Origin of the sequence: uncultured Massilia sp. (assembly GCF_913773735.1) — a bacterium.
Lineage (GTDB): Bacteria > Pseudomonadota > Gammaproteobacteria > Burkholderiales > Burkholderiaceae_D > Telluria.
This window is the reverse complement of sequence record NZ_CAJYEB010000003.1, coordinates 125353-143376: the sequence shown is the minus strand read 5'-3', so window position 1 is coordinate 143376 and position 18024 is coordinate 125353. Positions and strand designations below refer to the sequence as shown.

13 protein-coding genes and 1 pseudogene are annotated in these 18024 nt (G+C 69.9%); 4 read left to right on the top strand and 10 right to left on the bottom strand.

Going from position 1 to position 18024, the window contains the following annotated elements:
- Positions 1-103: 103 nt before the first annotated feature.
- Positions 104-1900, bottom strand: coding sequence for an ABC transporter substrate-binding protein (locus tag QZ749_RS01895; protein WP_296942652.1), 1797 nt, complete (start codon positions 1898-1900; stop codon positions 104-106).
- Positions 1901-2161: 261 nt separating this feature from the next.
- On the opposite strand from QZ749_RS01895, the gene QZ749_RS01890 reads away from it, so the two are divergent.
- Together QZ749_RS01890 and dacB are read left to right on the top strand one after the other, a co-directional pair.
- Entirely contained in the window at positions 2162-3400 is a 1239-nt protein-coding gene (locus QZ749_RS01890; protein ID WP_296942650.1) for a nucleoside recognition domain-containing protein, read from the top strand.
- Between the two features lie 28 nt (positions 3401-3428).
- The gene (gene dacB / locus QZ749_RS01885) at positions 3429-4973 is read left to right on the top strand and encodes a D-alanyl-D-alanine carboxypeptidase/D-alanyl-D-alanine-endopeptidase (protein WP_296942648.1); all 1545 of its coding nucleotides are present in this window, start codon (positions 3429-3431) and stop codon (positions 4971-4973) included.
- Positions 4974-5098: 125 nt separating this feature from the next.
- On the opposite strand, the gene QZ749_RS01880 is transcribed toward dacB, so the two are convergent.
- The 9 genes and pseudogenes from QZ749_RS01880 to murQ all read right to left on the bottom strand — a co-directional run bounded on the left by QZ749_RS01880 (position 5099) and on the right by murQ (position 14885).
- The gene (locus QZ749_RS01880; RefSeq protein ID WP_296942646.1) at positions 5099-5998 is read right to left on the bottom strand and encodes a hypothetical protein; all 900 of its coding nucleotides are present in this window, start codon (positions 5996-5998) and stop codon (positions 5099-5101) included.
- 157 nt (positions 5999-6155) lie between these two features.
- On the bottom strand, positions 6156-6788 hold the full coding sequence (locus tag QZ749_RS01875; RefSeq protein ID WP_296942644.1) for a M15 family metallopeptidase: 633 nt from the start codon (positions 6786-6788) through the stop codon (positions 6156-6158).
- Positions 6785-7690, bottom strand: coding sequence for a LysR family transcriptional regulator (locus tag QZ749_RS01870; RefSeq protein WP_296942642.1), 906 nt, complete (start codon positions 7688-7690; stop codon positions 6785-6787). The genes QZ749_RS01875 and QZ749_RS01870 overlap by 4 nt, the downstream gene beginning before the upstream one ends.
- A 343-nt stretch (positions 7691-8033) precedes the next feature.
- Positions 8034-8807 (bottom strand): annotated as a pseudogene (locus QZ749_RS01865) (N-acetylmuramoyl-L-alanine amidase); the annotation flags it as partial.
- Entirely contained in the window at positions 8804-9754 is a 951-nt protein-coding gene (locus QZ749_RS01860) for a BadF/BadG/BcrA/BcrD ATPase family protein (protein ID WP_296942640.1), read from the bottom strand. The gene QZ749_RS01860 and the pseudogene QZ749_RS01865, both read right to left, overlap by 4 nt.
- Positions 9755-9825: 71 nt before the next feature.
- Positions 9826-11379 (bottom strand): glycoside hydrolase family 10 protein, encoded by a 1554-nt coding sequence (locus tag QZ749_RS01855; RefSeq protein ID WP_296942801.1) that lies wholly within the window; start codon positions 11377-11379, stop codon positions 9826-9828.
- Between the two features lie 85 nt (positions 11380-11464).
- Positions 11465-12619 carry an acyltransferase family protein gene (locus tag QZ749_RS01850; RefSeq protein WP_296942638.1) on the bottom strand — a complete coding sequence of 385 codons (1155 nt, stop codon included), beginning with the start codon at positions 12617-12619 and terminating at the stop codon, positions 11465-11467.
- 63 nt (positions 12620-12682) lie between these two features.
- Entirely contained in the window at positions 12683-13951 is a 1269-nt protein-coding gene (locus tag QZ749_RS01845) for an MFS transporter (RefSeq protein ID WP_296942636.1), read from the bottom strand.
- Positions 13952-14003: 52 nt separating this feature from the next.
- Positions 14004-14885 (bottom strand): N-acetylmuramic acid 6-phosphate etherase, encoded by an 882-nt coding sequence (murQ, locus tag QZ749_RS01840; protein WP_296942634.1) that lies wholly within the window; start codon positions 14883-14885, stop codon positions 14004-14006.
- A gap of 216 nt (positions 14886-15101) precedes the next feature.
- Here murQ and QZ749_RS01835 point away from each other — a divergent pair, with 216 nt between their 5' ends.
- Positions 15102-16442, top strand: a complete 1341-nt coding sequence (locus QZ749_RS01835; protein ID WP_296942632.1) for a serine hydrolase — start codon at positions 15102-15104, stop codon at positions 16440-16442.
- A 133-nt stretch (positions 16443-16575) separates the two neighbouring features.
- The gene (locus tag QZ749_RS01830) at positions 16576-17814 is read left to right on the top strand and encodes a D-amino acid dehydrogenase (protein WP_296942630.1); all 1239 of its coding nucleotides are present in this window, start codon (positions 16576-16578) and stop codon (positions 17812-17814) included.
- The last annotated feature ends 210 nt before the right edge of the window (positions 17815-18024 follow it).

Here is an 18024-nt window from a genome sequence, read left to right as displayed (position 1 = left end):
TGTTTTCAAAGGTAAGCGCAGCGTTTTGCGCCTGCTAATGAAAATTCCGGCGCCGAGTATAACTAGACGGAATGTTTGGTTAGGGAAAATCTCGCCAAATCTATCATTTCACTCTCGTGGCGCGTTCTCTTTCCGCAACATCCACGTCCAGGTAGCGCCATTGCGTGAATTCGACGGGGTGGCGCTTGTAGTTTTTAAGCCACGGTTGACGGATATCCGCCGACAGTACGTGGGTCAGCGGCACCCAGGGGTTGTAGGCGTGGATCAGCTGGTTCATCTCGAAGTACAGCCGCTGGCGCGCGGGGCCGTCGACCAGCTGGCGCGCCCGCTCGTAGCGCGCGTCGTAGGCCGGCAGCCTGAAGCGCGCATAGTTGGCGCGCCCGGCATTGCCGCCGTACAGCAGTTGGTAGAAATTGTCGCCGTCCGGGAAGTCGGCGATCCAGTTACTTTCGAACATCTGCACCTTGCCGAGGCGCGAGGCCTTGATGATCTCCGTCTTCTTGTCCGACTTGAACGTGACGCGCAGGCCGACGGCGTTCAGGCATTTGCGCCACAGTTCGTCGCGCAGGCGGCCGCCGACGGTCGCCTCGCTGCTCATCACCAGCGTCAGCGGCGCCGTCCCGCCGCCCGCCTGCGGCTGGCGCCGGAACCCGTCCGGGTCGCGCTTGTCGTAGCCGTACTTGTCCAGCAGCGCGTTCGCCAGGGCCGGATCGTGCGGCACCGGGCTGCGGTAGCCGGGGTCGTAGCCCAGCACGCCGGGAGGCAGCGGCGACTCGGCCTTGATCGCGAACCCCTTCTTGAGCAGGGCGATGTCCTCGGCGCTGTCGTAGCTGAGCGAGATCGCGCGGCGCAGCGCCACCCGTTCCTTGCCATAGCCGCCCAGCACCGGATCGTCCATGTTGATCCACATGTAGTAGGTCTGCAGCACGGGGAAGCGGTACAGCTGCATGCCGCGCCGTTCCAGTTCGGGCTTGAGCCGGCCGTCGCGGATGACCATGTCCGTCATCGATTCCGGCACCTGCTCGAGGTAGTCGTATTCGCCGTTCAGGAAACCCAGCATGCGGCCCTGGAATTCCTCGGCAATCTTGACCTCGACGCGGTCCACCCGCGGCAGGCGCTGGCCCTCGAGCGCTTGCGCGGTGGCCCGGTCGGCCGGATCGCTGCCCGGCGTGCCGTGGAACACGGCGGTCGAATCCGGATTGGCCAGCAGCACGATGCGGTCGCTGCGCTTCCACTCGCCCAGCATGAACGGGCCGGTGCCGACCGGATGGTTGCCGGCCTGGCCCGGGTAGGCCTCGATGACTTCGCGCGCCACCACGCCGCTGGCCGGGGTGGCGAGGTAGAACAGGAAGTTGTTGTCCGGCGCGGCCAGGCGGATGCGCAGCGTGTAGCGGTCCGGCGCCTGCAGGCCCGGGATCTCGGTGGCGTAGCTGAACGTCTCCTTCAGCGCCGCGTCGCCCAGCAGTTTTCCGTCGAACAGGAAGGACCACGGGGATTTGAGCGCCGGGTCGTACAGGCGCTTGATGCTATAGACGTAGTCGGCCGCCGTCACCTCGCGCCGCGCGCCCTTGAAGGCGGGATCGGGCGTGAACAGGATGCCGGGGCGGATGCGGAAGGTATAGGTCAAGCCGTCGCTCGACACCTCGGGCAGGCTTGTCGCCGTGTTCCCCTGCAGCTTGACCGGACGCGCCAGGTAGTCGTAGCGCAGCAGCGGGTCGAACAGGTTTTCCAGCAGCGACAGGGTGGCGATGTCGGACGCCACGGCGGGGTCGAGCCCCGTCTCGCTGGTCGACAGGAACATGTGCAGCACCTTGGGCGCGGCCGGGGCGGCCGCGGTGGCGAGGGTGGCGGGCAGCGTGGCGAACAGCAGGGCGGCGGCGAGGGAGCGGAGTGTGGGCATGGCTGAGGGGGGTGCTGGAGGCGTTGCGTATCATAGGCGCAGGGATTAGACGGAAGCAATATGCGTGCGAATTGGGTCCCGGCCTGCGCCGGGACGACGCAACCATGCCTTCAACCAGCGTCTCCCCGGCGCAGGCCGGGGCCCAATGGTTTTTAAGAACTATCCCACATAACTTTTTTGCATAACCCCGCCGCATTCTTTCATCAGTGCAGCTTGCCATGCGCCTATACTCTTCGCTGCATACGGTAAGGGCGACAACACATGGCACTGAATTACATCTGGATCGGCTTCTTCCTGGTCGGCTTCGTTGCGGCGCTGGCGCAACTGGTCTTGTTCGGCGATACCGAGGTCTTCAAGCGCATCATCGACGGCACCTTCGAATCCGCCAAGATGGGCGTGATGGACATCGCCCTGCCGCTGGCCGGCGTGATGACGCTGTGGCTGGGCATCATGAACATCGGCGAGAAGGCCGGCGCCATCGGCTGGCTGGCGAAAGTCATCTCGCCGTTCTTTTCGCGCATCTTCCCGGAAGTGCCGAAGGACCACCCGGCCACCGGCCACATGGTGATGAATTTCTCGGCCAACCTGCTCGGCCTGGACAATGCCGCCACGCCCTTCGGCCTGAAGGCGATGGAAAGCCTGCAGACGCTGAATCCGCACAAGGACACGGCCACCAACGCCCAGATCATGTTCCTGGTGCTGCATACCTCCGGCCTGACCCTGATCCCGCTGGCCATCATGGCCCAGCGCGCCATCCTGGGCGCCGCCGACCCGTCCGACATCTTCATCCCCTGCATGGTCGCGACCTACGTCGCCACCGTCACCGGCATCATCGCCGTCTCGCTGCGCCAGCGCATCAACCTGCTCGACGGCGTCCTGCTCGGCTGGCTGGGCGGCATGACGGCGGCGATCGCGCTGATGATCTGGTACTTCACGAACTTCCTCAGCAAGACCGAGATCGAGACCGTCTCCAAGGTCGCCAGCAACTTCATCCTGTTCGCCATCATCGTCGTCTTCATCGTCGGCGCGCTGCGCAAGGGCGTCAACGTCTACGAAGCCTTCATCGAGGGCGCCAAGGGCGGCATCCAGACTTCGCTGACCATCATCCCCTACCTGGTCGGCATGCTGGTGGCGATCTCGGTGATCCGCAATTCGGGCGTGCTCGGCTACGTGGTCGGCGGCCTCGAGTGGGTCATCGCCAAGATGGGCCTGGACACCAGCTTCACGCCGGCCCTGCCCACCGCGCTGATGAAGCCGCTGTCCGGCAGCGGTTCGCGCGCGCTGATGATCGATGCCATGAAGACCTACGGCGTGGATTCCTTCGTCGGCCGCCTCGCCTGCATCTTCCAGGGGTCGGCCGACACCACGTTCTACATCGTCGCGCTGTACTTCGGCTCGGTCGGCGTGCGCAAGACCCGCTACGCGATTTCCTGCGGGCTGATCGCCGACCTGGCCGGCATCATCGCCGCGATCTCGGTCGCCTACGTATTCTTCGGCTGATCCCGCCATCTTTTCGACAAGGACCCGCATGCCAAGACGCTTCGCCCTCGCCCTTGCCCTCCCGCTGCTGGCCGCCTGGCTGCCGGCCGCGGCCCAGCTGCCCGAACCGGTGGCCGCCGCCCTGCGCACGACGACGATTCCCGAGGATGCGCTGAGCGTGCTGGTGCTGCGCGGCGACCGGACCGTGCTGTCGCACCTGGCCGACCGGCCGCTGCAGCCGGCCTCGACCATGAAGCTGGTCACCACGCTGATCGGCCTCGAACGGCTCGGCCCCGTGTTCCGCGGCCGCACCGAGCTGCGCACCGACGGCGAACAGCGCGGCGACGTGCTCCAGGGCGACCTCTACCTGCGCGGCGGCGCCGACATGGACCTGTCGACGGACACGCTCACGACGATGCTGCGCAGCCTGCGCAACCAGGGCATCCGCACCATCGCCGGCCGCCTCGTCGTCGACCGCCAGCTGTTCAATCCGGCGCGCGGCGACCTCGGCCAGCCCCCGTTCGACGAATACCCGGATGCCTACTACAACGTCATCCCGGATGCGCTGCTGGTCAACAAGAACATGGTGCAGCTCGACATGCGCACGACCGACGGCAGCGGCCGCGTCAAGGTCAGGATGCAGCCGGAACTGGCCGGCGTGAAGGCCGCGAGCGACATGAAGCTGGTCGACGCCGATTGCGCCAGGTGGGAAGACGGCTGGAAGACGCCGGAAGCCATCCCGCAAGCGGACGGCGGCATCCAGCTCACGCTGCACGGGACGTTCCCGAAACGCTGCGCCGCCGCGTATGCCGTCAACGTCCTCGACCGCCAGGAATACGTGGACCGCCTGCTGCGCCTGACCTGGAAGCAGCTGGGCGGCAGGATCGCCGGCGCCACCGTCGAAGCCGTCACGCCGCCGACGACGCGCCTGCTGGCCGAGCACGTCTCGCGCACGCTGCCGGAACTGGTGCGCGACACCAACAAGCCGTCCGACAACGCCCTGGCGCGCACCATCTTCCTGAGCCTGGGCGCGCTGGAGCCGGACCCGCTGCTGGGCAGCCGCCCGCAGGCGGGCAGCGCCGAGACGACGTTCTCGCGCGCCGACGCGGCGATCCGCGGCTGGATGCGCGGCCACGGCATCGACGACACGGGCCTCGTGCTGGAAAACGGCTCGGGCCTGTCGCGCACCGAGCGCATCAGCCCGGTCCAGATGGCGGGCGTGCTGCAGGCAGGCTTGCGCAGCAATTGGTCGCCGGAATTCCTGGCCAGCATGCCGATCGTGGCGGTGGACGGCACGATGCGCCGGCGCCTGCACGACAGCCCGGCAGCCGGACGCGCGCGCATGAAGACGGGCACGCTGAACAATGTCGTGGCCCTGGCAGGCTACGTGCCGGATGCGCAGGGCAGGCAGTGCGTGCTGGTGGCCATGGTCAACAGCAACCTCGCCGGCAATGGGCGCGGGCGCGCGGTGCTCGATGCGCTGGTCGACTGGGTGGCGCGGCTGGACGAGACCGGGACGGCGGGTGGCGCCGCGCCGGTGCCGATGCCGGCACCGGCACCGACACCGACACCGACACCGACACCGCAGCAATGATCGCGTCTTGTAGATCGCTTATGTCAACATCGTAGGGTGCGCACCCCGTGCGCACCAAACGCCGGCATTCCGCATGCGCCCTGGTGCGCACGGGGTGCGCACCCTACGACCGTCCGGCTCGTCGATTACCGTAATGCGTCGGGCATCGTGGCCGACACGGCCGGGCTTGGCGGGGCCGCGGTTGCCGGCGTAGGCGCAGGGGCCGGGGCCGGCGCGGCAGCGGGTGCCGGCGCGGGCGCCGTGGCCGGCAGTGCGACCGGCGCGACCGGCGCGACCGGCGCGATCGGCGCTGCCGGTGCCGCCACGGGCGCCGCGACAGGTGCCGTCACCGCGGCTGGCGGCTGGACCGGTGCCGGCGGCGCGGCCACCGCAGCGGTCGCTGGAGCGGCAGCGTCCTGCGCCGCCCTCCCCGGTCCCGTTCCCATCCACGGCGCGCCGGCCAGTTCCGGCCTGGCCTCGACCAGCGAGATCGTGGCGCCCGTACCTTCGCGGATCGCGCGCACCAGGTCCATCATCGTGCTTTCCGTGAATTGTTCCGGCGTGCCCAGCACGGCGCCGCCGAGCCGGCGCGGCCAGGCCAGCAGGCCGCCTTCCGGCCGGGTGAACACGGCGTACATGTCGAGGTGGTAGCCGCTGCGGTAGGGGAACAGGCAGGCGATCAGGTGCATGTTGTCGCCGCCGCGCACGGCGGGCGCGGCCTTCGCGCTCCAGGCGGCGCCCTCGCAGGCCGATGCGGACGGCGCCGTGCCCGGCGCGGCCATCTGCAGGCGGCCCGGTGCCTCGCCCGGCGCAGCCGGGGCCGCGGCGGCGGGGGTGGCGATCTCGGCCCCCTTCACGTTGCGCTCGATGCCCGCGCTGGCGGCCTTGGTCACGGCGTCGGGCGCGGCGTTCGTCCTGATGTCGAACACGCGGTAGTACTCGACCGTCCTGTCGCGCGCGGCGAACATGTTGTCGCCATTGCTGCGGCACCCCGCCAGCACGGCGGCCAGGAGCAGCAGGGTGCAGGCGATCTGCAGGCGCTTCATCTCGGACTCCTTTCCCTGGGCGATGCGATGGAAGACGGAACGGCTACCCGTCCCGCATGACCGTCCCGATTTTCCGGAACATCGATGCGCAGGGAATGCGATATCTCAAGCGTGCTGCGGTGCCGTGGGCGGCGCGCGACAGGCGCGTCGCCCGGGTTCAGAGTACGCGGCGGAAGGTCGAGCGCACCACGTTGCGGTCGCCGCAGTCGAAGTGCCACCACTCGCTGTTGATGCCGACGAAGCCGGCCTGGAACATGGCGTCGCGCAGCAGTTGCCGGTTGGCGGCCTGGGCCGGCGCCAGCGCGCCGCTGGCGAGGAAGCGCGCCTCCAGCGCCGGGTGCGACAGTTCCGTCATGTCGTCGAAGCCGGTGCCCATGTCGAGCTCGCGGCCCGCATCGTCGAGGATGGTGATGTCGAGCGCCATGCCGAACGAGTGGATCGAGCCGCGCTGCGGATCGGCCAGGTACATGCGCAGCTCGGTGCCCGCCAGGGCATCCCACAGCTGCTGCTGCACGCGTTGCGGGCGCAGCGCGTCCAGCACCAGCAGGGTGTGGCCGGGGCGGCGCGCGCGCAGCCAGGCGACGGCGCGCTCCAGCGCGGCGGCGGCGTCGCGGTGCAGCCAGGCGCAGTCGTAGGGAGAGTACAGGTCGCGGCCGACGAAGTTGTACGGGGTCGCGTAGCGCAGGTCGACGGCGATGCCGTCGATGGTGGACAGGTGGCGGAAGGCGGGGTCGGCGGCGATGTCCTCGCTGGCGACGGTCAAGCCAGGTCCGGCCTCGGTAACGCTCATCGGGATCCTTTGTCGAGCAGGGCGCGCGCGGCCGCGCCGATGCAGTTGGCCAGCTCGCGCGCGCCGTGCGACAGCGGCGCGTGGCTGGCGGTCAATAGATACAGCTGGACCGGCAGCGCCGGCTCCCAGCGGCGGCACTGCACCTTGCCGGCGGCCGCGGAGGCGGCGGTGAACGGGTCGAGCACGGCGGTGCCGGCGCCGGCCTCCACCAGCGAGCGGGCGATCTGGTAGGTCTGCACCACGGTCTGGAAGACCGGATGCACGTCCTGGGCCTCGCAGGCGGCGACGACCATCTCGCCGAGCGGGTCGCTGTCGGCCAGGCCGATCAGTTCGCCGCGCAGGTCGGCCGGCGTGATCGGCCGGGTGCATTCGTCCGCGCTCCAGGTGCCGGCCGGGGCCAGCACGGTCAGCATGCCCTGGGCGATCGGCTCGGCCTCGATGCCGGGGTGGCGCGGGTCCTGCAGCGACAGCGCCAGGTCGGCCTCGCCCAGGCGCAGCGCGTTCACGATCTCGCTGGTATGAAAGGTCGCCAGTTCGCAGCGGGTCTGGGCGAACTCGCGCCGCCACACGGTCAGCGCGGCCGGCAGCACGCTGACGGCGATGGTCGGCGTCGACACCAGGCGCACCGTCTCGCCGGCGCGGTTCTTGAGGCTGGCGGCCAGGCGGCGGATGCCCTGCAGGTCGCGGTTCAGCTTCTCGGTCTCGGCGAACAGGCGGTGCGCCTCGGGCTTCGGGTAGAGCTTGCCGCGCACGCGCTCGAACAGCGGCATGCCCAGCTGCAGCTCGGCATGCTGCAGCACCTTGGTCACGGCGGGCTGGGAGATGTGCAGCACCTGGGCGGCGCCGCTGATGGTACCCACCTGCATGATGGCGTGGAAGACTTCGATGTGGCGCAGGCGCATCCTTCGGTTCCTTATGCTGGGAAGACGCCGCGCCCGGGGAGCGTCCTCGCGGGCGCGGATGCCGAAAGCATAGCGGAAAACCTTCCCGGCATAGAAGCGTCGCGACGCATCAACGCTGCGGCGGCGCCGGCGGTGTTGCGGGAACGCCAGCGCCGGCCGGCGGCGCGGGCGGGACCGGCGGCACGGCCGGCACCGGCGCGACCGGCTGCGACGGCACCGGCGGGGTCGGCTGGTCCGGGGCCGGCGGCGGCACGGGCTGGCCCGGCTGCGGCTGCGGCGGCTGGACCGGACGGAACTCGGGCACCGCTACCGGCACCGGCGGCAGCGGGCCGGCCGGGTTGGTCAGCGCTTCCAGCAGGGCCGCCGTCTCGACGTCCGGGATGCCGGCGATGTTCGCCGGACGGTACTTCATCTGGAACGCGGCCAGCACGGTGCGGGTCTGCTCGTCCAGCTGGCCCGACTGGGCGATGCCGTAGCCCCAGGTCGCCAGCTTGCGCTGGAACCAGGCCACGTCCGGCAACTGCTGCTGGAAGATCGGCATGACGGCGCCCACGCGCGCGGCGTTCGGCCAGGCGACCAGGCCGGCGTCGGCCAGCTGGCGCCACGGGAACATCGGGCCCGGGTCCTGCTTGCGCAGCGGCGCGATGTCCGAGTGGCCGAGCACGTTCTCCGGCGCGATGTGGTGGCGCGTGACGATGTCGCGCACCAGCGGGATGATGGCGTCGATCTGCGATTGCGGGAACGGCGCGTAGACGCGGCCGTTCGGCGTGTCCTTCCAGCCGGCGTTGACGATCTCGATGCCGATCGAGCTGTTGTTCAGCTGGGTGAAGTTCTTCCAGCTCGAATTGCCGGCATGCCAGGCGGCGTTCTTTTCGTCCACCAGGTTGTAGATCACCGGGCGGGGATCGTCCGTCACCAGGTAGTGGGCGCTGACTTCCTTCTGGGTCAGGGTCACGATCGAGCTGTCGCGGTCCTGGACGGTGTAGTGCAGCACCAGGAAGCGCGCGCGGCTGGCCTGGCCCTTGGCGGTGTAGGTATGGTCGTATTGCGGTCCGGACGGCGGCGTGGCGCAGCCGGCCAGCAGCGCGATCAGCAGGGTGGCGACGAGGGTCTTCATGGGTTGGCAGGTATGGTGGTGGAAGGGGTGAGCGCCATGCGCGCGGCCGCGTGGTGGGCGCCGTGCGCACCGTCCGCGGAGAGGTCGACGCCGGGCAGCGCCGCGCGCATCGCCTCGACGATCATCGGGTGCAGTTGCGTCGCGCGTCCCGCGACGGCCACGGGGCGCGGCCCGAAGCGGTTCAGCAGCGCGCGCGCCAGGCGCGCCAGTTCGGCGCCGGCGGCGCGCAGGATGACGGCGGCCGCCGGGTCCTGGTCGGCCGCCGCGGCCACGGCCAGCGCCAGCTTGCCGATGGCGCCGCGCTCCTGGCCGTAGATGAACTGGCGCGAGCAGGCCCAGTCGGCGCCGCCGACGTAGTCGAACACGGCGCGCGCCATCGGCGACTCCTGCCAGGCGCCGGGCCGCTCGTCCTCGAGGCGCCAGATGTGGCGCAGCGCCTCGCGCGCGATCCAGAAGCCGCCGCCGCCGTCGTCCAGCACCACGCCGCGCCCGCCGGCCCGGTGGAAGGTGCCGTGCGCGTCGATGAAGGCGCCGATCGAGCCGGTGCCCGCGTACACGAGGTAGCCCTGGCCGGGCGCGAAGCTGGCGCGGTAGGCGATCTCCATGTCGCTGCGCAGGCGCACGGCGTCCGGCCGCACGTGCAGCAGCTCGGCCAGCCAGCGCTGCAGCAGTTCGCTGTCGCCGCCGAAGCCGGTCAGGCCGGCCTCCACGCGCGCCGGCACGCCGTGCACCAGCACGGCGCCGGCCAGTTCGGCGAAGGTGGCGCGCACGGCCTCGCGCCCGTGCGCGCTGCCCATCTGCAGCGCGGACAGGCCGGCCACCGTGCCCTCGGCCACGACGGCGCCGCCGGGCGCGGCCAGCGCCCAGCGGGTCTGGGTGCCGCCGGCGTCGATGCCCAGGCCCAGGCCGTCGGTGCGATGCGGATTGTCGGGTTGCGGATCGGTCATGGTCTGGCGAAGTGTACGCTGCGGCCCCGCGTCCTGCGAATGAATAGCGGCGCTGGACGCATGAGCCAATGTTATGCCTTTGCCACGTCGCGCGCCCAGGCCTGCACGCGCGGGCTCTCGTTGCCCAGGCGGTCGACGGCGCTGACGAACACGGCGTCGACCTTGCCCAGCTTCGCGTCGTCGGGCACCGACCAGTCCACGCGCGAGGCCGGCGCCACCGCGAAGCGCCACTGGCTGCCGTAGCGCGACCAGATCGCGTACATCGCGTTCGACTTGCCGGCCGCCAGCTTCAGGGCGACGCCGTCGCCCTTGCGCGCGGCCGCCACGCCCGGCGTGCCCGGGACGTCGTTGCCGAGCCAGGGCGTGGCCGGCACCAGCGCCGGGCCCTGGTAGGTGACGGCGCGCAGCTGGTCGCCGATGCCCTTGCGGTTCTGCATCAGCGCGGCCATGCTGAAGTGCACGTGGCCGGTGGCGCCGGCGCGCAGGCGCGTGACGTCGATCTGCTCCAGGATTTCCTGCGGCTGGTAGTCGCGCGTGGGCGCGCCGATGCGGCTGGTGAACAGGCCCGGCCACATGTGGCGGCCCTTGACGTTCTGCGCCAGCCAGTAGTCGAGCAGCACGTCGTAGGCCTGGCCCGGCTGGCGGATCGACCAGTACAGCTGCGGCGTGAAGTAGTCGAGCCAGCCGTTCTGCAGCCAGGTCTCGGCGTCGGCGTACAGCTTGTCGTACTGCGAGAAGCCGTTGATGCCGGCCGGGCGGCGGTCCGGGCGGCCCAGGCCGAACGGGCTGATGCCGAAGCGCACCCAGCTCTTCTCGCGGTGGATGCCCTCGTACAGCGCCTCGATCAGCTTGTTCACGTTCGCGCGGCGCCAGGACGCGCGGTCGAGCTTGCCGCCATTGGTCACGTAGCGCTGCCACGACGGCTCGTCCGGGAAGTCGAGTTCCGACTTCGCCACCTTGCCGTCCAGCGCCGCCCCTTCCGCGCCGGACGCGTTCGGCGTCTCGATCGGATAGGGATAGAAGTAGTCGTCGATGTGGACGCCGTCGATGTCGTAGCGGCGCACCACGTCCAGTACCACGTCCAGCGTCTGCTTGACGGCCGCGTCCTCGCCCGGGTCCATCCACAGGAACTTGCCGTAGGACTTGACGGCGGCCGGGTTGGTGCGCGAGATGTGGTTCGGCGCGGCCGGCGAGCGGGCGCCGTTGTTGCGCGCGCGGTAGGGGTTGAACCAGGCGTGCAGCTCCAGGCCGCGCGCATGGGCCTGCGTCACCCAGAACTTCAGCGGGTCGTACCAGGGCTGCGGCGCCTGGCCCTGCAGGCCCGTCAGGTATTCCGACCACGGCTCGATCTTCGACGCGTAGATGGCGTCGGCCGACGGGCGCACCTGCAGCACGATGGCGTTCAGGTTCAGCGCCTTCGCGCGGTCGAGGATGGCGATCGCTTCCGCCTGCTGCCTGTCGGCGGGCAGGTTCGGCTTGCTGGGCCAGTCGATGTTGGCGACCGTGGAGACCCAGGCGGCGCGGAACTCGCGCGGCGCCGGCGGCGGCTGGTCGCCGGCGGGCAGGTCGGTGGCGGTCGGCGCCGTGGTACAGCCGGCCAGGAAGCCGCCCAGCGGGCCACCCATCGCCAGCGCACCGGCGACGCCCGCGAACGCGAATGCGCGTCGTTTCTGATCAGGTTGTTGCAAGAACCACTCCGCTTATGAATCTTCAGACTTTGACGAACCATTTGTTGCGCCACATGATCCAGGCGAGCAGGAACATGAACGCATCGAACAGCACCGCGTGCAGCAGGGACGTATTGACGGCGCCGATCGGCAAGGCGGCGATCGGCTCGTACAACACGCTGCCCAACGACCGGACGCTGCCATCCGGACGGGCGAATTTTACATAGCCCAGCATCTTCGCGACGAAACCGGAGAACGCGAACACGAACAGGGCGTTCATCCCGTAGATGACGAAGGGCCGCGCCCACCATGCCGCCCGCGCGCGCAGCGCCGGATACGGGTTGGCGTCAAGCAACCACCAGCACGCGGCGAACGTCACCAGCGCCCAGCCCGTCGTCATCAGGCAGAACGAGGGCGTCCACAGGCTTTTATTGATCGGCATGAGCATGGTATCCAAAACCCAGCCGATCCAGCAGCACGCCAGGCCGGCCAGCAGCAGCCACACGGTCTGCTCGCTGCGGTCGACGCCGGCCTTCGGGCCCGCCGCCAGCCAGCGTCCGGCCAGCACGCCGGCCAGCAGGTTGCAGGTGGCCGGCAGCGTCGACACCAGGCCTTCCGGGTCCCAGGTCTTCGACTGCACCCACAGGTGGCCGCCCAGCAGGGCGCGGTCGACCCAGGCGCCGAAGTCCATGCCCGGCTCCAGCACCCCCGCCCCGATGCCGGGCACGGGCACGCACAGCATCAGCACGGCGTACGACGCCAGCAGCACGGCGATGGCCGCCAGCTGCAGGCGCCAGCCGCACCACAGCACGATGGGGGCGGCCAGCAAGGTGCACAGGGCAATGCGCTGCAGCACGCCGGGGATGCGCACCCGGTCGAAGTGGAAATACGGCACGAGGTTGAGCAGGAAGCCGATCAGGAAGATCAGGGCCGCGCGCCTGGCCAGCCGGAGCAGCAGGCGCGGCTTGTCGGCGCCGGCCTGCACCTGGCGCCCGAGCGACAGCGCCATCGACACGCCGGCGATGAACAGGAAGAAGGGGAAGATGCAGTCGGTGAAGGTCCAGCCGTTCCAGTGCGCGTGGGCCAGCGGGCCGTACAGGTGGCCCCAGTCGCCCGGGTTGTTCACCAGGACCATGGCGGCGATGGTGAAGCCGCGGAAGGCGTCGAGCGAGGCCAGGCGGGACGGGGTTTCGCGCAACGGATGTCTCCAGGGGGTTGTCGCCGCCGTTCCCGCGCCGGCGGGAACGGCAAGGCGGTGGGTTTATTTCTTGCCGAATTCCGGATCGATCTTCACCAGCGCCGCCATCACGAACGCCGGCAGGGTCGCCAGGCAGGTCCAGACGAAGAAGTGGCGGTAGCCCAGCATTTCCTGCAGCGCGCCGCTCCACATCCCCGGCACCATCATCCCGAGCGCCATCAGGCCGGTGCAGATCGCGTAGTGCGCCGTCTTGTAGGGGCCGTCGCAGACCATGATCATGTACATCATCATCGCGGTGAAGCCGAAGCCGTAGCCGAACTGCTCGAGCGCCAGGAAGGCGCCGATCACCGGAAGGCTCTGCGGCTGGGCCGCCGACAGGTAGACGAACACCAGGTCGGGCAGGTGCACCGCGCACACCATCAGCCACAGGCAGCGCTTCAGGCCCAGGCGCGAGATCAGCCAGCCGCCGAACAGGCCGCCGACGGTCAGCGCGATGATGCCGACGGTGCCGTAGGCGGTGCCGTACTGCGCCGTGCTCAAGCCCAGGCCGCCCTCGCTCACCGGGTCCTTCAGGAACGGCGCGACCAGTTTCAGGATCTGCGCCTCGCCCAGGCGGTAGGTCAGGATGAAGCCGAGGATCAGCCAGATGTCGCGCTTGCGGAAGAAGCTGGCGAAGGTGGCGCCGAACTCGCGCAGCGGGTTGCGGCCTTCGCCCGCCTTGCGGTCGGCGTCGGGGCGCGGCAGCACCGCCTGGTGCCAGGCGAACAGGGCGAAGAACAGCCCGGTCAGCACGAAGAACACGATGGCCCAGGCCTGGCGGACGTCGCCCAGCGTGGTCGCCAGGTAGCCGGCCAGGATCACCAGCGGCCCCTGCCCGGCCAGCGTGGCCAGGCGGTAGAAGGTGCTGCGCACGCCGACGTAGGCCGCCTGCTGCTGCTGGCGCAGGCCGAGCATGTAGAAGCCGTCGGCGGAGATGTCGTGGGTGGCCGAGGCGAACGCCATCACCCACATGACGCCCAGGCTGACCACGAAGAAGGCCGGCAGGTGCAGCGTGGCGCCGATCGCGCCCAGCGAGGCCGCCAGCGCCAGCTGCAGCGTGACGGTCCAGCCGCGCTTGGTGCCGAACATGTCTACCAGGGGCGACCACAGCGGCTTGATCACCCAGGGCAGGTACAGCAGGCTGGTGTAGAAGGCGATGTCGGTGTTGGAAATCCCCATGTCCTTGTACATGATGACCGAGAGGTACATCACGACGACGTAGGGAATGGCCTGTCCGAAGTACAGGGAGGGCACCCACAGCCACGGGGTCCTGGTTGGCGAAGTCGTTTGCATCGTTCTTTCGTGGTCTGCGGGCGTGAAGCGCGCCGGGACGCCCGGCGCCGGCTCAGGCGGCCAGGGCGCCGCGCACGCTGCCGTGCGCCGCCTCCAGCAGCGCCCGCGCCTGCTCGACCGAGGTATTCCTGGACAGGGCCACGATCGCGACCTTCACGTGGAAGCCGCACTGTTCCAGCACCGCCCGCGCCTTGTCGTCGTCGGCGCCGGTGGCGAACGTCGTCAGGCGGATGGCGCGCCGGACCAGCTTGGCATTGGTCGCCTTCAAGTCTACCATCAGGTTGCCATAAACCTTGTTCAAACGCACCATCAGGGCGCTCGAGAACGTGTTCAGCGCGATCTTCTGCGAGGTACCGGCCTTCAGGCGCGTGCTGCCGGAGATCGCTTCCGGGCCGGTATCGAGGGTGACGCCGATTTCCGCCTCGCCGGCGACGGGCGCGTCCGGATTGTTCGCGAAGCCGACGGTCAGGGCGCCGGCCGCGCGCGCCGCGCGCAGCGCGCCCAGCACGTACGGGGTGGCGCCGGATGCGGCCAGCGCCAGCACCACGTCGTTCGGCCCCACGCCGGCGTTGGCGATGTCGGCCGCGCCCTGGGCGAGGTCGTCCTCGGCCCCCTCGACGGCGACGAACATCGCCTTTTCCCCACCGGCCAGCAGCGCCACCGCGCGCTCGTGCGGCCAGGAGAACGTGGGGTACAGTTCGACGCTGTCGAGCACGCCCAGGCGGCCCGAGGTGCCGGCACCCACGTAGACCAGGCGCCCGCCCGCCTCCATGCGCGGCAGCGCGGCCGTGACGGCGGCGGCGATGCGCGGCGCCGCGGCGCGGACCGCTTCGACGGCCTGGAACTGGTCGTCGACCAGCACGTTCACCAGTTCGGTGGTCGGGTACTGGTCGAGGGTGGCGTGCTGCCGGGCGGGGGTTTCGGTATTGAGCATGGCCTGGGAACGTGGGGCTGCGTGGATTGTCGATATGACCAGTGTAGTACCAATCAGGACCGGCTTGCCATGAAAGGATCGGGCGCTGGCATTCCGAAAAGTTATGCAAGAACCAGGGTGCATATCCCCGGGTTATGCATGCCGTTCATTCCTGCCATTGCCTGGCGCCCGCCGAGTCCGTATTCTCGCTCCATCATACTTCCGGGGAGGGCTTCCATGCATGGTGGCAGGCGCAAGGTACTGGGAATGGCCCTGCTGGGCGTGGCCAATCCGCTGCTGGCGGCGCTCCCGGCCGCCGCGCCCGGGGGCGCGGCGACGCTCGACCGGGAACTGGAGGCGATCGCCCTCGACCCGCGCTGCGAGCTGGCCAGCCTGGCGGTGCTGGCGATCCGCGACGGCGCCGTCGCCTACGAATACGCCTGCGGGCGGCGCTTCATCGGCACGGGCGGCGCCGGCGACCCGCCCGACCTGCCGGCCGGCGTCGACACCCTGTACCGCATCGCCTCGGTATCGAAGATGATGACCACGCTGGGGCTGATGCGCCTCGTCGAGGAAGGGCGGGTCGACCTGGATGCGGACGTCTCCACGGCCCTCGGCTTCGCGCTGCGCAATCCGCACTTCCCGGACCGCGCCATCACCCTGCGCCACCTGCTGACGCACACCTCCTCGCTGCGCGACGACGCCGGCTATTCCTGGCCCGCCGGCACCGCGCTACGCGACGTGCTCCTGCCCGATGCCGCCGGGATGTGGTCGGCGCAGGCCGGCCCCGGTGACTACTTCACGTATTGCAACCTGGGCTGGGGCGTGATCGGCACGCTGATGGAACGCGTGAGCGGCGAGCGCTTCGACCGGCTGATGCGGCGCCTGCTGCTCGATCCGCTCGGCCTGCAGGCCGGCTACGACCCGGCCGCGCTGGCGCCGGCGGCCCTGGCCAACCTGGCCACGCTGTACCGCAAGCGCACCGTCGACACCGAGGTCTGGGACGCGCGCGGTCCCTGGATCGCCCAGGCCGACGACTACCACCTGCACCCGCCGGCGCCGCCGGCCGGCCTGGAACGCCATCCGATCGGCGTCAACGCCACCCCTTTCAGTCCGACGGGCGGCCTGCGCATCTCGGCGCGCGGGCTGGGCACCGTGATGCGCATGCTGATGCAAGGCGGCGTGCACGAGGGCCGGCGCCTCCTGCGCGCGGACACGCTGGCGCGCATGTTCGCGCGCCAGTGGACCTACGACGGCAGCAACGGCGACACGCTGGACGGCCTGTTCCATTGCTGGGGCCTGGGCAACGCGCAGTTCCCGGACCGGCCGGAAGACCGTACCCGCCTCGTGGACGGCGGCGGTTTCGCGGCGGTGGGGCACCTGGGCGATGCCTACGGGCTGCAATCGATGTTCCTGGCGGACCTCGCGCGGCGCAACGGCATGATCGTGCTGGTCGGCGGGACCGCGAGCGACCCGCTGGCGCCGCCCAACCAGGGCCGCTATTCGGCGCTGGCGCGCTTCCAGGAGCGCATCCTGACGGTGCTGTATCGGCGCGCCATCCTGGTGCAAAAAGCGTGAATTATCACCGATAAGCTTCCAAATAGTGCATCGCATGACTGCCGGTTATGCCTGCCTGCGCTACATTCATTGGCCGCGGCACCGGCCAGCGCCTAAGCTCCTGAGTCATGTCAATGGACCATAGTGTGCGCGGATGCAACAAGTAATCGTCATCGGTGGCGGCGTCGTCGGCCTGGCCTCGGCCTGGTGGTTGCTGGAGGCCGGCTACCGCGTCACCCTGCTCGAACGTGCACCGGAAGTGGGCACCGGTACCAGCTACAGCAATGGCGGGCAGCTCAGCTACCGCTACGTCTCGCCGCTGGCCGATGCCGGCGTGCCGCTGAAGGCCGTCCAGTGGCTGTTCCAGGAACACGGTCCGCTGCGCTTCAAGCCGCAGTTCGACCCGCACCAGTGGCGCTGGCTGGCCGCCTTCCTCGCCAACTGCCGCGCCGACGTCAACCGCCGCATGACCGACAAGCTGCTCGAACTGGGCGAACTGTCGCGCCAGGGCATGGCCCGGCTGCAGCCCATCGTGCCGCTCGACGCCTTCGCCTGGCGCGACGCCGGCAAGCTGGTGGTCTACCGCACCCGCAAGGCCTTCGAGGCCGCCGTGGCCAAGCCGGATCCGGCCGGCACGCGCCAGGTCTGGAGCGCCGCCGAGTGCGTCGCCCGCGAACCCGCGCTCGCCGCGATGGAAGACCGGCTCGCCGGCGGCATCTACAACGGTGGCGAGGCGGTGGCCGACTGCTACGCCTTCTGCGTGGCGCTGGCCGAACGGCTGCGCCTGCACCCGCGCTTCCAGGGCGTCGTGCACGGCGAGGCGACGCGCATCGCGACGATGCACGGCCGCGTGACCGGCATCGAGACCCCGGCGGGCTCGCTGCACGCCGACGCCTACGTGCTGGCGGCCGGCATGCAGAGCCGCGCGCTGGCCGGCACCGCCGGCATCTCCCTGCCGCTGTATCCGCTCAAGGGCTACAGCCTGACGGCGCCGATCCGCCAGGACGACGTCGCGCCCGAGATCAGCGTGACCGACTTCGAGCGCAAGGTCCTGTACGCGCGCATCGGCGACAAGCTGCGCGTGGCGGCGATGGTCGACATGGTCGGCGAAGACCTGAGCCTGGACGAGAAACGCATCGCCAGCCTGGTGCGCCAGGTGCGCGACACGATGCCGCGCGCCGCCGACTACACCCAAGTCACCCCCTGGGCCGGCCTGCGCCCGGCCACGCCGACCAGTTCCCCGATCATCGGCGCGACGCCCTACGCCAACCTGTGGCTGAACGTCGGCCACGGCCCGCTGGGCTTCACCTTCGCCTGCGGCACCGCCAGCCTGCTGGCCGACCTGATGCGCGACAAACCCACGCCATTCCCCCTCGACGGCCTTACGCTCTAACAAACCGGGGTCAGAGCCGGGGTCAGAGCCCGGTTTTTGGCAACTTCCTGCCACCAACTCGGCCCCTGTGCGCGGCCACTGCAATGCGCGTTCGGCGCCGGGTTCTCCTGCCGCCGGATGCGTTGTTCGCCGTCACGCTGCGCTGGACGTGTTTCCTGCCAGCTAACCACTGGCGGGGACAATCAGCATGCTTTGCCCCGGGCATTGCTC

Bases quoted from the DNA above. Each gene is read 5' to 3' on its own strand.
- QZ749_RS01875 (WP_296942644.1), bottom strand. From the start codon at position 6,788: ATGAGCGTTACCGAGGCCGGACCTGGCTTGACCGTCGCCAGCGAGGAC.
- dacB (WP_296942648.1), top strand. From the start codon at position 3,429: ATGCCAAGACGCTTCGCCCTCGCCCTTGCCCTCCCGCTGCTGGCCGCC.
- QZ749_RS01870 (WP_296942642.1), bottom strand. From the start codon at position 7,690: ATGCGCCTGCGCCACATCGAAGTCTTCCACGCCATCATGCAGGTGGGT.
- QZ749_RS01890 (WP_296942650.1), top strand. From the start codon at position 2,162: ATGGCACTGAATTACATCTGGATCGGCTTCTTCCTGGTCGGCTTCGTT.
- QZ749_RS01845 (WP_296942636.1), bottom strand. From the start codon at position 13,951: ATGCAAACGACTTCGCCAACCAGGACCCCGTGGCTGTGGGTGCCCTCC.
- QZ749_RS01855 (WP_296942801.1), bottom strand. From the start codon at position 11,379: ATGGGTGGCCCGCTGGGCGGCTTCCTGGCCGGCTGTACCACGGCGCCG.
- QZ749_RS01895 (WP_296942652.1), bottom strand. From the start codon at position 1,900: ATGCCCACACTCCGCTCCCTCGCCGCCGCCCTGCTGTTCGCCACGCTG.
- QZ749_RS01860 (WP_296942640.1), bottom strand. From the start codon at position 9,754: ATGACCGATCCGCAACCCGACAATCCGCATCGCACCGACGGCCTGGGC.
- QZ749_RS01835 (WP_296942632.1), top strand. From the start codon at position 15,102: ATGCATGGTGGCAGGCGCAAGGTACTGGGAATGGCCCTGCTGGGCGTG.
- QZ749_RS01830 (WP_296942630.1), top strand. From the start codon at position 16,576: ATGCAACAAGTAATCGTCATCGGTGGCGGCGTCGTCGGCCTGGCCTCG.
- QZ749_RS01880 (WP_296942646.1), bottom strand. From the start codon at position 5,998: ATGAAGCGCCTGCAGATCGCCTGCACCCTGCTGCTCCTGGCCGCCGTG.
- murQ (WP_296942634.1), bottom strand. From the start codon at position 14,885: ATGCTCAATACCGAAACCCCCGCCCGGCAGCACGCCACCCTCGACCAG.